At 38.2% G+C, this 13,442-nt stretch carries 13 protein-coding genes; all 13 read left to right on the plus strand.

Features of this window, described 5'->3' with window-relative positions:
• The first annotated feature begins 2 nt into the window (after positions 1 to 2).
• The 13 genes from KYH19_RS14640 (at position 3) to KYH19_RS14700 (ending at position 13,384) form a co-directional block, all read left to right on the plus strand.
• Positions 3 to 1,061, plus strand: a complete 1,059-nt coding sequence (locus tag KYH19_RS14640; RefSeq protein ID WP_193420624.1) for a sugar phosphate isomerase/epimerase — start codon at positions 3 to 5, stop codon at positions 1,059 to 1,061.
• A 92-nt stretch (positions 1,062 to 1,153) separates the two neighbouring features.
• Positions 1,154 to 1,540, plus strand: coding sequence for a c-type cytochrome (locus KYH19_RS14645; RefSeq protein ID WP_132400628.1), 387 nt, complete (start codon positions 1,154 to 1,156; stop codon positions 1,538 to 1,540).
• A 32-nt stretch (positions 1,541 to 1,572) separates the two neighbouring features.
• Positions 1,573 to 3,030 (plus strand): Gfo/Idh/MocA family protein, encoded by a 1,458-nt coding sequence (locus KYH19_RS14650; RefSeq protein ID WP_219075655.1) that lies wholly within the window; start codon positions 1,573 to 1,575, stop codon positions 3,028 to 3,030.
• Between the two features lie 50 nt (positions 3,031 to 3,080).
• The gene (locus tag KYH19_RS14655; RefSeq protein WP_219075656.1) at positions 3,081 to 3,761 is read left to right on the plus strand and encodes a DUF1080 domain-containing protein; all 681 of its coding nucleotides are present in this window, start codon (positions 3,081 to 3,083) and stop codon (positions 3,759 to 3,761) included.
• A gap of 255 nt (positions 3,762 to 4,016) precedes the next feature.
• Positions 4,017 to 5,255 carry a nucleoside permease gene (locus tag KYH19_RS14660; RefSeq protein WP_219075657.1) on the plus strand — a complete coding sequence of 413 codons (1,239 nt, stop codon included), beginning with the start codon at positions 4,017 to 4,019 and terminating at the stop codon, positions 5,253 to 5,255.
• Position 5,256: 1 nt separating this feature from the next.
• The gene (locus KYH19_RS14665) at positions 5,257 to 6,147 is read left to right on the plus strand and encodes a hydroxypyruvate isomerase family protein (protein WP_219075658.1); all 891 of its coding nucleotides are present in this window, start codon (positions 5,257 to 5,259) and stop codon (positions 6,145 to 6,147) included.
• Positions 6,148 to 6,157: 10 nt separating this feature from the next.
• Complete coding sequence (locus KYH19_RS14670) at positions 6,158 to 7,030, plus strand: sugar phosphate isomerase/epimerase (protein ID WP_219075659.1); 873 nt, start codon at positions 6,158 to 6,160, stop codon at positions 7,028 to 7,030.
• An 11-nt stretch (positions 7,031 to 7,041) separates the two neighbouring features.
• Entirely contained in the window at positions 7,042 to 7,911 is an 870-nt protein-coding gene (locus tag KYH19_RS14675) for a sugar phosphate isomerase/epimerase (protein WP_219075660.1), read from the plus strand.
• 756 nt (positions 7,912 to 8,667) lie between these two features.
• Positions 8,668 to 9,657 carry an aspartate-semialdehyde dehydrogenase gene (locus tag KYH19_RS14680; RefSeq protein WP_219075661.1) on the plus strand — a complete coding sequence of 330 codons (990 nt, stop codon included), beginning with the start codon at positions 8,668 to 8,670 and terminating at the stop codon, positions 9,655 to 9,657.
• Between the two features lie 59 nt (positions 9,658 to 9,716).
• Positions 9,717 to 10,319 carry a CDP-alcohol phosphatidyltransferase family protein gene (locus KYH19_RS14685; RefSeq protein WP_219075662.1) on the plus strand — a complete coding sequence of 201 codons (603 nt, stop codon included), beginning with the start codon at positions 9,717 to 9,719 and terminating at the stop codon, positions 10,317 to 10,319.
• A 140-nt stretch (positions 10,320 to 10,459) separates the two neighbouring features.
• On the plus strand, positions 10,460 to 11,584 hold the full coding sequence (locus KYH19_RS14690) for an ATP-binding protein (RefSeq protein ID WP_219075663.1): 1,125 nt from the start codon (positions 10,460 to 10,462) through the stop codon (positions 11,582 to 11,584).
• A gap of 17 nt (positions 11,585 to 11,601) precedes the next feature.
• Complete coding sequence (dacB, locus tag KYH19_RS14695; protein WP_219075664.1) at positions 11,602 to 13,008, plus strand: D-alanyl-D-alanine carboxypeptidase/D-alanyl-D-alanine-endopeptidase; 1,407 nt, start codon at positions 11,602 to 11,604, stop codon at positions 13,006 to 13,008.
• Positions 13,009 to 13,024: 16 nt separating this feature from the next.
• Complete coding sequence (locus KYH19_RS14700) at positions 13,025 to 13,384, plus strand: hypothetical protein (protein ID WP_132400599.1); 360 nt, start codon at positions 13,025 to 13,027, stop codon at positions 13,382 to 13,384.
• Positions 13,385 to 13,442 lie beyond the last annotated feature (58 nt).

Here is a 13,442-nt window from a genome sequence, read left to right on the forward strand (position 1 = left end):
GCATGACAACGATAAAAGGACCAGCAGTATTTTTAGCACAATTTATAAGTGACGAAGCTCCGTTTAATTCACTTGATAGCATTTGCAAATGGGCTGCAGATTTAGGATTCAAAGGTATCCAGATGCCAACACTTGATGCCCGTTTTATTGATCTTAAACAGGCGGCAGAAAGCAAAACCTATGCTGATGAATTAAAAGGTAAAATTGCAACTTACGGTTTAGAAATTACTGAACTTTCTACACACTTACAAGGACAACTGGTGGCAGTTCACCCTGCTTACGATGACTTGTTTGATGCTTTTGCACCAAAAGAAGTACACAAAAATCCAAAAGCCAGGACAGAATGGGCAGTACAGCAGATGAAATATGCTGCCAAAGCATCACAAAACCTGGGCTTAAATGCACATGCTACTTTTAGCGGTTCATTATTGTGGCAATATTTCCACCCCTGGCCGCAACGTCCGGCTGGATTAGTTGAAGAAGGTTTCGCTGAATTGGCAAAGCGCTGGACACCAATCTTAAACGAATTTGACCAATGTGGGGTTGATGTTTGCTACGAAATACACCCTGGAGAAGATTTATTTGATGGCGAAACTTACGAAATGTTCCTCGCTGCGGTAAATAATCACCCTCGGGCATGCTTATTGTATGATCCATCTCACTTTGTGTTGCAACAATTGGATTACATTCAGTACATCGATTTTTACCATGAACGCATCAAAGCTTTCCATGTAAAGGATGCAGAATTTAATCCTACAGGCAAACAAGGCACTTTTGGTGGATACCAGAGTTGGGCAAACCGCGCTGGTCGTTACCGCTCACCTGGTGATGGACAAGTTGATTTTAAAACCATTTTTAGTAAATTAGCCCAATATGACTTTAAAGGTTGGGCCGTTATGGAATGGGAATGCTGTATCAAAAACCAGCAAGATGGTGCCCGTGAAGGTGCAGAATTTATCAAAAAGAATATCATTAACGTAACTGATAAAGCATTTGATGATTTTGCGGCATCAGGCAGTGACAGCGCTTTCAATAAAAGAATATTAGGATTACAAGAATAACAATACACAAAACATGAAAACCTGCATAAGCAACAACGAATAAAATATTAACGCTTATGCAAGTTTGAATGCTATTAAAAACAACACACAACATGAAAAAAACATTTTTAATTTTAGGCGCTGTAGTCATTTTTATGGCGTCGTTTTCAAAAGCCGATTTAGCGAAAGAGAAAACCGTGGTTGCAACGGCAACAACAACAAACCATGTTAGTTTTCAATCCAATCCAGGTGAAAAACTGATCAATAAATCAGATTGTTTAGGTTGCCACAACAAGACCAACAAAATTATTGGCCCTGCTTATGTAGAGATCGCAAAAAAATATCCGGCTACAGAAAAAAACATCAATATGTTAGCGGATAAGATTATTAAAGGAGGAACCGGGGTTTGGGGCAACATGCCAATGACCGCTCATGCTACTCTTAAAAAAGATGACGCAAAATTAATGGTAAAGTATATTTTATCTTTAAAGAAAAAATAGTCGAATTCCTTTAGCAAATCGATTTACTAAATATGAAAACAGAGCAAGAAAATAAAAACACGAGTAACCGTCGTGATTTTATTAAAACTTCAGCAATCGCTGCAGCAGCCTTTATGATTGTTCCGCGCCATGTTTTGGGCGGAACAGGTTATTTAGCACCGAGCGATCGCTTATTGGTTGTCGGCATTGGTGTTGGCGGAAAAGGTCAAAGTGATTTAGATATGTTTTACAAAAGCGGAAAAGCAGATATCGCTTTTCTTTGTGATGTAGACGATCGCCGTGCAGCCAATAGTGTAAAAGCTTTTCCTAAAGCAAAATACTATAAAGATTGGCGCGAAATGTTGGATAAAGAACATAAAAATTTCGACGCTGTCTCTGTTTCCACTCCAGACCATAACCATGCCATCCAGGCTTTAGCAGCCATGCAGTTGGGCAAACATGTTTACGTTCAAAAACCTTTAACACACGATATTTATGAAGCGCGGATTCTAACCGCAGCTGCAAAAAAATATAAAGTGGTTACCCAAATGGGTAATCAAGGTGCATCTAACGACGGTCCACGCCAAATGAAAGAGTGGTACGAAGCAGGTTTAATCGGCGACGTACATACGGTTTATGCCTGGACTAACCGCCCGGTTTGGCCACAAGGTATTCCCTGGCCAAGCAAAAAAGCAGAAATTCCTAAAGAATTAGACTGGAATTTATGGCTGGGAACGGCTCCTGAAAAGGATTATGTTGATAAATTGGTTCCATTTAACTGGCGTGGCTGGTGGGATTACGGAACCGGTGCTTTGGGCGATATGGGCTGCCACTTAATCGAAGCTCCTTTTAGTGTATTAAATTTAAAATATGCTAAAGAAGTAGAGGCAAGTGTAGGTTCTGTTTATGTTGATGAATTTAAGCGCGGTTATTTCCCTGAAAGCTGCCCTCCATCAAGCCATGTTACCTTAAAATTCCCTAAAACGAATAAAACCAAAGGTGATGTTACTTTACACTGGATGGATGGTGGTATCCAGCCAGAACGCCCGGAAGAATTAGAAGCAAACGAAACTTTTGGTGATGGCGGTAACGGTACCCTGTTTATTGGAACAAAAGGTAAAATGATGTCGGAAACGTATAGTGCGAATCCAAAATTATTGCCTTTAAGTAAAAACAAAGATATTAAAGTTGCACCAAAATATGCACGCGTACCAGATGGTGCAAACGGGCACTACAAACAGTGGGTTGAAGCAGCAATTGCCGGTTATGGCAAACAGGAAGTGAGTTCGCCTTTTGAAATTGCTGGCCCGTTAACCGAAGCTTTATTGATGGCCAACCTGGCAATCAGAAGTTTTGATATCCAAAAAACGGTAAACGATAAGATTACTTATCCAGGCAGGTACACCAAAATGTTATGGGATAATGATAACATGAAAGTGACCAATTTTGATGAAGCCAACCAGTTTGTAAAACGCGAATACCGTAAAGGCTGGAACAATTTAACTCTTTAATTATCACAAACCTCACAGTTTTTTAACCTGTGAAGTTTTATTCAAAAAAAATGAAAAAAATCTTTCTTTCTGCTTTTATCATATTAGCAGTTACGCAAATATCAAAAGCACAAAAAGGCTTTAAACCACTGTTCGATGGTAAAACTACAACAGGTTGGCATACCTACAACAAAACTACTGTTGGTAGTGGTTGGCAAGTTCAGGATGGTGCATTACACTTAGATTTAGCTAAAAAAGGTGCTGATGGCGGTGGCGATTTAGTTACAGACAAAGAATACGGCGACTTCCATTTAAAATATGAATGGAAAGTGGCTCCAAAAGCAAATAGCGGTGTGATTTTTTATGTTCACGAAGAACCTAAATACCATGCTACCTATTCTACAGGTTTAGAAATGCAGGTAATTGATAACGATGGCCACCCGGATGGAAAAATTACTAAACACCGTGCCGGCGATTTGTACGACCTGGTAAAAAGTTCATCGGAACCGGTTAAACCTGTTGGTCAATGGAATAAAGCAGAAATCATTAGTAAAAAAGGTAATTTAACTTTAATCTTAAACGGAGTTGAAGTAGTAAAGACCACCCTTTGGGATGATAACTGGAAAAAAATTGTTGCAGGCAGTAAATTTGCAACATGGGAAAACTGGGGAACCTTTAAAACCGGTAAAATTGCCCTGCAAGATCACGGAGATGAAGTTTGGTACAAAAACATCTCTATAAAAGAACTATAAAATGGAAAATGTAAGAGGGAAAATGTATAATGTGAATGACAAAATCCCTCTTACAAATTCAAATGAAGTTTGGTACAAAACATCTCTATAAAAAGAACTATAAAAACGGAAAATGTAAGAGGGAAAATGTATAATGTGAATTGCACCCCCCCTCTTACCAAATCCAGTTAAAATATTATAAATTGTAAGATGAGTTACGGGGATACGTTTCCATCATCCCTCTTACCTTAACCATTTTACATAATTACTAGCCAAATGAATAGCACTACTCGCTTTAAACTTTCTGCCATGATGTTCCTTGAATTTTTTATCTGGGGCGCGTGGTTCGTAACATTAGGAGCTTTCTTAAACAATAACCTAAAGGCAACCAATTCCGAAATTGGTTCCGTATTTTCAACACAATCCTGGGGCGCTATTATTGCTCCATTTATAATTGGCCTTATCGCCGACAGATATTTTAACGCTGAAAGAATCTTAGGTGTTCTGCATATCATTGGTGCTATTTTAATGTATCAGATGTATAGTGCACCAGATGTAAGTGTTTTTTACCCTTACGTTTTAGCTTACATGATTTTGTTCATGCCAACCCTTGCATTGGTAAATTCGGTTTCTTTTAACCAAATGAAAGATGCCGAAAAAGAATTCGCAAACATCAGGGTATTCGGTACAATCGGTTGGATCATTGCTGGTTTATTGATCAGTTTTGCCTTCCATTGGGATTCTCCGGAAGGAATTCAGGCTGGATTACTGAAAAGCACTTTTTTAATGGCTGGTATCGCCTCTTTAGTATTGGGATTATTTAGTTTTACTTTGCCTGCAACACCTCCAAAGGTTGCGAAAGACGAAAAAATAAAATTACGCGACATTTTAGGATTGGATGCATTGAAATTATTAAAAGATAAAAACTTTGCTGTTTTCTTTATTTCTTCGATCCTGATCTGTATCCCATTAGCCTTTTATTATCAAAATGCAGGCCTTTTCTTAGCAGATATTAAAGTTTCCAATCCAACAGGTAAAATGGCCATTGGTCAGGTTTCTGAAGCATTATTTTTATTGGCTATTCCTGTTTTCTTTTCAAAATACGGCTTTAAGAAAACCATTATAGTTGGTATGCTGGCATGGGCGGTACGTTATGTACTATTTGCTTATGGTAATGCCGGCAACTTAAGCTTTATGCTGATTATAGGAATTGCGCTACATGGCGTTTGCTACGATTTCTTTTTTGTTTCTGGTCAGATTTATACCAACTCAAAAGCTGGGGAAAAATTTAAAAGTGCTGCACAAGGTATTATTACCCTTGCAACTTATGGCGTGGGTATGTTGATCGGCTTTAAGGTTGCTGGATTAATTACTGATATGTATAAAACCGGAGAGGTAACCGATTGGAAGATGGTTTGGATTATACCAGCAGGAATTGCAGCTGCAGTTTTCTTATTATTCGCCCTGCTGTTCAATGATAAAACTAAATCTGAAATAGAAGCTAAAGCAGTTTAACATGGCATCAAACGTAAATAGAAGAAATGCTTTAAAGAACATCATCGCAGGAACTGCTGCAATTGGTGTTTCTTCAGGATTTTCAGCATTAGCAATGGATAGACCAGAATCAGATCAGCCGCTAAGGCTAAAAGGAAATATCAACCATGCCGTATGTCGCTGGTGTTTTAGTAGTTTTGATGTAGAAACACTTTGCATTGAAGCAAAAAAAATAGGTATTAAAGGCGTTGATCTGGTGGGTCCGCAAGATTGGCCTACCTTAAAAAAACATGGTTTAGAATCGACCATGTGCAATGGTGCTGAAATTAATCTGGTAGATGGTTTTAACGACGAAAAATTCCACGAAAAGTTAATTCAGAATTATACCGCAATGATTCCGCTTGTTGCCGAAGCAGGATATAAATACCTCATCTGTTTTAGCGGAAACCGCCGTGGAAAAGATGATGAAACAGGTTGGAACAATTGCGTTAAAGGATTAAAACAGTTAATCCCATTGGCCGAAAAGCACAATGTGGTATTGGTAATGGAGTTGCTAAACAGCAAAATTAACCATAAAGATTACCAATGCGATAGAACATCATGGGGAGCTGAGCTTTGCAAACGCTTAGGATCTGAAAACTTCAAGTTGTTATATGATATTTACCATATGCAGATTGATGAGGGTGATGTAATCAGGAACATCACAGATTACCATCAATATATTGCCCATTACCACACCGCTGGTGTTCCGGGCAGAAACGAAATTGATGATACACAGGAACTGTATTACCCTGCCATTATGAAAGCCATTGCCGAAACCGGCTTTAAAGGTTTCGTTGCACAAGAATTTATACCCAAAAATGCTGATAAAATAGCCTCCTTAAAAAAGGCAATCTCAATTTGCGACATTTAAAAATATACCTATGATATCAAGAAGAAGTTTTATACTCAATAGTAGTATGGCTGCAACGGCAGCACTTTTGGCTCCATCGTTCGCTTTTGCTGCTGATAAAAAAGCAGTAGGCTTACAATTATATTCTTTAAGGGACGAATTGCCTAAAGATGTAAAGGGAACCATTGCCAAGGTGGCAAAAGCTGGCTTCAAAGAAGTTGAAACCTATGGTTTTTCTATAAAAGATCAATTTTGGGGATTAACGCCTAAAGAATTTAAAGCATTATTGGATGCAAATGGCTTAAAAGCACCAAGTGGCCATTACGGTTTGGGCACGTATCTGTCTGATGGAAATACCACAGAACTTAAAGCGGCAATTGCAGCAGCAAAAGTACTTAAGAGCGAATATGTAACCATTCCATGGTTAGACGAAAGCATCAGAAAAAATGCTGATGACTATAAGAAAATTGCAGCCAGAATAAACGAAGCAGGGAAAATGTGTAAAGCAGCTGGTATCCGTTTGGCCTATCACAATCATAATTTCGAATTCGAAAAACAAGGTAATACTACCGGTTACGAAATCCTGTTGAAGGGAACAGATAAAAAATTGGTTGATTTCGAACTTGATTTATATTGGGTAGTACGCTCAGGTAACGATCCGATTAAATTATTCAAAGAAAATCCAGGACGCTTTACCATGTGGCATGTTAAAGATATGGATAAAGCCAATCCTGCCTTAAATGCTGAAGTAGGAACGGGTTCTATTAACTTCAAACCTATTTTTGCCCAGGCAAAACTTTCAGGCATGAAACATTTCTTTGTAGAGCACGAAACCAATTATAAGCCAAACCCAATGGCATCTGTTGCAGCAAGTTGTGCATTCATTAAAAAAGAAATTATTTAATCTATTAGGCAATGAATTCAAGAAGGACATTCTTAAAACAAGCAGGATTAGCTGCCGGAGCAGCATTATTAATTCCATCATTTGCTTTTGATAAAGCAAGTAAAAATGTTGGCCTGCAATTGTACACCTTACGCGATGAGTTGCCAAAAGATGTAAAAGGCATTATCGAAAAAGTAGCAAAGGCAGGATACAAAGAAGTTGAAACCTATGGTTTTGCCAATGGAAAATTTTGGGACTTAACGCCTAAAGAATTTAAAGCCTTACTTGATAATAACGGTTTAAAAGCTCCAAGTGGTCATTACCACATGGATGATTTTGTAAAAACAGGAAATACCGATAGATTAAAAGCAGATATCGAATCATCAGCTGCAATTGGTGGTAAATATTTCACCATTGCCGGCGCACATGTTGATATGAGCAAAGGTGCCGATGGTTTCAAAAAAACCGCCAGCGATTTCAACAAAGTGGCTGAAATTGCTAAAGCTTCGGGATTAAAATTTGCTTACCACAATCATGATTTTGAGTTTAAAAATTTGGGAGATACCACGGGCTATGATATTTACCTGAGCGAGACAGACAAAAATTTAGTCAACTTTGAAATGGATTTATACTGGGTAGTGCGTTCGGGCAATGATCCGTTAGCATTATTTAAAAAATACCCTGGCCGTTTCCCGATGTGGCACGTGAAAGATATGGACAAGGCCAAACCTGAATTAAACACGGAGGTAGGTAAAGGATCAATTGATTTTAAAACCATTTTTGCCCAGGCAAACCTTTCAGGTATGCAACATTTCTTTGTAGAGCACGAAACCAATTATCAACCAGATCCAATTGGCTCGATCAAAACAAGCTGCGATTATATCAAAGCCAATTTAATTTAAACTTATCCAAACCCCGCAGTTTTTTGAAACCTGCGGGGTTTATAAAAAACGATTCTAACTGTAAACTGCAAACTTATTTGGGCGTTACCCAAGCTACGCAAGGGGCGGGCTTTTCAGGGCTCCGCTTTGCTCCGGTACCAATAAAAATTGGTACTGAACCCTTACAATCCCTAACGCGGAACTACCGCACCAATGATTTCATATTATAACAGCTGACCTAGGTTAATTAAACCTGATAGAACGGCAATACTTTTTAATTGCTATGCCTATAAATCTTGTTGTCTGCAACCGATAAAACAGATGCTTCGTGCCTCAGCATGACAGTTGTTGTTTAAAAAGATTATAGTGATAGCAGGACTGTCGTAACCGATATGCACTAAAACCTGCTTTCCAAAATAAAAAACATCTATTGGCTTCCGAAGTTGCCCCCTACCCCAATGTCATTAAGTTAAGGTTTTTAACCACAGATGTGCACAGATAAACACGGATTTTATATCTGTTCGCATCCTTTTTATCTGTGGTTAAATTATGCGTATCTAAGCCGAGGGCTTAACTTAATGACATTACTCCCTTGCCCAACTCCGGCGAAACTTCGAAAGTCTCTGCCCATACCTTATTCTCTAACCATATTTTCTATCGAAAACCAAAAATTTCAAACATTAAAAGCAAATTTAATTGGCAACAATAGGGATATCAGCTTAATTTTTAGCATATTTGAATTCATATCAAATAATTAATAATATAAAAAAAATTAAAATGAAAGTAGCAGTAGTAGGTGCAACCGGATTGGTTGGCACTGTCATGTTAAAAGTATTGGAGGAAAGAAATTTCCCTTTAACAGAGTTGATTCCCGTAGCATCAGAAAAGAGTGTTGGTAAGGAAATTACTTTTAAGGGTAAGAAGTTCCCAATTGTTAGCATGGATACTGCAATCAGCATGAAACCAGATATCGCGCTGTTCTCTGCCGGTGGAAATACTTCATTAGAGCATGCACCTCGTTTTAAAGAGGCCGGAACAACCGTTATCGACAACTCTTCTGCCTGGAGAATGGATCCTGCAATTAAATTAATTGTACCGGAAGTTAATGCACACGAACTTTCTATCGATAACAAAATTATTGCCAACCCAAACTGTTCTACCATCCAGATGGTGGTGGTTTTAAAACCTTTGCACGATAAATACAAAATTAAACGTGTGGTGGTTTCTACTTATCAATCGGTTACGGGTACAGGTGTTAAAGCGGTTGAACAATTAATGAATGAGCGTAAAGGCATTGATGGCCCTAAAGCTTACCCATACGAAATTGATTTGAACGTTCTTCCCCATATTGATGTTTTCCTGGAAAACGGATATACCAAAGAAGAAATGAAAATGGTTAAGGAAACGAATAAAATCATGAGCGATGATAACATTAAAGTTACCGCTACAACTGTTCGTATCCCGGTAATGGGCGGTCACTCGGAATCCGTAAACATCGAGTTCGAAAATGATTTCGATTTAGCCGAAGTCCGCAGTATTTTAGAAAAAGCACCAGGTATAATCGTTGTTGATGATGTAGCCAACTTAAAATACCCAATGCCGAAAGATGCACATGAAAAAGATGAGGTTTTTGTAGGCCGTATCCGTAGAGATGAATCAGCCCCTAAAGCCTTAAACCTTTGGATTGTTGCCGATAACTTACGCAAAGGTGCGGCAACCAATGCCGTTCAGATTGCAGAATACCTGATTCGGAAAGAATTGGTTTAATCAATAAATAACTTAAGACAAGCCTCGATTTATTCGGGGCTTTTTTATGCGCTCCAACAATGAAACATATTCCGATTGCTTTAATATACTCCAGACTGTTTATCGGTTTTGGAATTATTCTTTTAAGCGTTTTCCATGTTAGCCATTATTCCTTTTTAGCCATCACCTTATTATCCGTTGGTTTGCTAACCGATGTTTTTGATGGAATTATTGCCCGTAAGCTCAATATCTCTTCCGAAAAGTTAAGGCGGCTGGACTCTGGCATTGATCAGGTATTTTTTATTTCGGTAGCAGTTGCCACTTATATCCAATGTCCTGATTTCTTTAAAAACAACCTGGTCAAATTAATTATCCTTGGTGCTTTTGAAGCTTCAACTTATGCTTTAAGCTATATCAAATTCAAAAAAGAAATTGCCACCCATTCTATCGGCGCTAAAATCTGGACGCTAACCATATTCGCTACCTTGGTCGAAATTATGGTGCATTGCGAATCGGTCGTGCTCTTTGAAATTTGTTTTTGGCTCGGCCTGGCCACACGGCTAGAAATCCTTGCCATTGTTTTTACCCTCAAAAAATGGACGAACGATGTACCCACCATTTATCATGCGGTGAGATTGAGACAGGGAAAGGAAATTAAGCGCAACAAATTATTCAACGGGTAATTGAGAAATTTGAAACATATAATTTAGCGATCGTAATCACTAAATTATATATAAAAAAGAGATCGTAATCACTAAATTACATATAATTTAGTGATTAGACTTATGATTTTGCTATATTTGAGATAATCAAAATTTGTAAGATGATTATCAGAAATCTGCAAAACCATATTGAATCGAAATTTTTTAAACAAAAAGCCATTATTGTTACTGGTGCAAGGCAAGTGGGTAAAACGACTATGTTAAAGCAACTCGTAAAAAAAACAGAATTGCCCTTTGTTTTCCTAAACTGTGATGAAGCTAATGTACGCACTACATTGACCAACATCAGTATCGAACGGTTAAAATCAATTATCGGTGCTAACAAAATCATTTTTATCGACGAGGCACAACGTGTTACTAATATTGGCTTAACCTTAAAACTGATCGTTGATAATTTTTCAGATGTTCAGTTATTGGTTACCGGTTCTTCATCATTAGATCTGGCTGTTGGCATCAAAGAATCGTTAACCGGAAGAAAATTCGAATATCACCTCTTCCCTTTTTCAGTTGCAGAACTTGTTGAAGACACTAATGTGCTTATCGAAGAACAGGCTTTAGAAAAAAGATTAATTTACGGTACTTACCCCGATGCGATCAATTATCCGGGGGAAGAAAAAGAGTTGTTATTAAATTTGGCAAACAGTTATCTTTTTAAGGATATATTATCTCTTACGGGTATCAGAAAACCTTTACAGCTCGAAAAACTTGTACAAGCATTGGCCCTACAGATTGGTAACGAAGTTTCTTATACTGAACTAGGCCAAATGATTGAGGCCGATAAACTTACTGTTGAGCGCTATATCGATTTATTAGAACAATGTTTCGTTGTATTTAGGCTAGGTGCTTACAGCAGTAACCTGCGGAACGAAATTAAAAAGAGCAAAAAGATATACTTCTATGATACAGGAATTCGCAACGCGGTAATCGAAAATTTTAGTATGCCCGGCTTACGACAAGATGCGGGTCAGTTGTTCGAAAATTACATTGTATCTGAATACATAAAGGCCAGTAATAATAAAAGAAAGCATGCAAAATATTATTTTTGGCGCAGTTTTCAGCAACAGGAAATTGATTTAATAGAAGAGGTTGATGGAAAAATAAATGCCATAGAGATTAAATGGAATGCGAATAAAAAAGTAAAGTTTCCTTCAACTTTTTTAGATGCATACCCCACCAACGAAACATACGTTATAAATAGAGCCAACTATACCAGTTTCCTGGTATAAAATAACCGCCTGCAAAAATGAAATTTCTCAAAATATTGTCCCTATCGCTGTGCTTAACAATCTCAGCAAACGCTCAAAACAGGATCCAAAACATCGAAAAAGCTTTTAATAATTTATTAAACGATGAGCAGGCAAAACATGCTCTTGTCTCTCTTTGTGTTTTGGATGCCAATACCGGTAAAACGCTTTATGCCAAAAATGAGCAGATTGGTTTAGCTACCGCTTCAACACTAAAAACCATTACCGCCGCTACTGCTTTCAGCATTTTAGGAAAAGATTTTCAGTTTCAGACTACCTTGGCCTATACCGGAACCATTACTAAAGACGGAATTTTAAAAGGAAACCTCATCATTATCGGTAGTGGCGACCCTACTTTGGGTTCGTGGCGTTATCAAAATAAAGAAAATGCTGTGCTAACGCAATGGGTTGCGGCCATAAAAGCCGCAGGCATAAAAAAAATTGAAGGTTCGGTAATTGGTGATGACCGTATTTTTGGCACACAAACCACACCTGAAGGTTGGGTTTGGCAGGACATCGGCAATTATTATGGTGCCGGAACTTCGGGTTTAACCTGGCGGGAAAATCAGTTCGATATCCATTTAAAACCAGGGAGCAGCACAGCAGATGAAGTGAAAATTGTAAAAACAGTTCCGGCTACGCCCTATGTACAGTTGGTAAATGAACTCAAAACCGGTGCATCTGGTACGGGCGATAGGAGTTATGCTTTTCTTCCACCTTACAGTAACGTTGCCTACCTCCGTGGAAGCTGGGGAATGGGCATTGCCAAAACAGGCATTTCTGTAGCCCTCCCCGACCCTGCTTTTGATTGCGCCTACCGTTTACAGGATACTTTGAAGAGATTGGGAATTTCGACTGCTCAACAGGCCACAACAGCAAGGTTAATGACCTTGAACAATCAGGTCATTCCTTCGGTTACACAGAAAATAAGCACCATCAGTTCGCCTAACTTAAGTGAGATCACCTATTGGTTTTTAAAGAAAAGCATTAACCTATATGGCGAGTCACTTTTAAAAACCATTGCAATAAAATCAAGCAAAGCAGGTACAACAAGTAAAGGCGTTGAAACTGAAGTCAACTTTTGGGCTGATAAAGGTATTGATAGAACAGCATTGAATATTATTGACGGCAGCGGACTCTCACCAGGCGACCGAATTACAACTTCGGCAATGGCGAGTGTGCTTTTTCAGATCCAGAAAGAAAACTGGTTCCCTGATTATTATAAAGCACTACCAGAATACAATGGCATGAAAATTAAAAGCGGAACCATAAACGATGTTTCGGCCTTTGCAGGTTACCATACTGATGCGGCCGGTAACAAATATGTGGTGGTGATCAATATTAATAATTATAGCGGAAACAGTATCAACAAAAAGTTGTTTAAGGTATTAGATGAATTAAAATAAACCTTATTTAAATACTATGACGCTTTTTGTAAAAAACCTTCAGACTGTTGATGGACTGATATCTAACCTGTATAAGGATGTTTCTGTAGAAGAAATGACTAAAAAAGTTACCGAACTGATGGAACAACAGGGATATCAGGTAACTAATGATCAATTTGGCAATTTAATTTTAGAGAAAGGAAGCCGAATCAAAAGGCTTTTACTAGGTGCATTTGCTACCTATTTTAAATTTAGTGTAACCATGTCACAAAGTACTGAAAATGAACTTACGGTAAATATTTTTCAGCAGTCGAGTGGCATGTCGGGTGGCTTAATCGGCATGAACCAAATCAAAACAGAGCTTGCCAGGTTAAACTTTTTGTTTTCGAATATTTAGTTAAAAGATTTTGACTAGGATTACTATTGGATTTTCATAGAAAAGTCGTCATTTCGAG

It is taken from the genome of Pedobacter sp. D749, from assembly GCF_019317285.1.
Classification (GTDB): domain Bacteria; phylum Bacteroidota; class Bacteroidia; order Sphingobacteriales; family Sphingobacteriaceae; genus Pedobacter.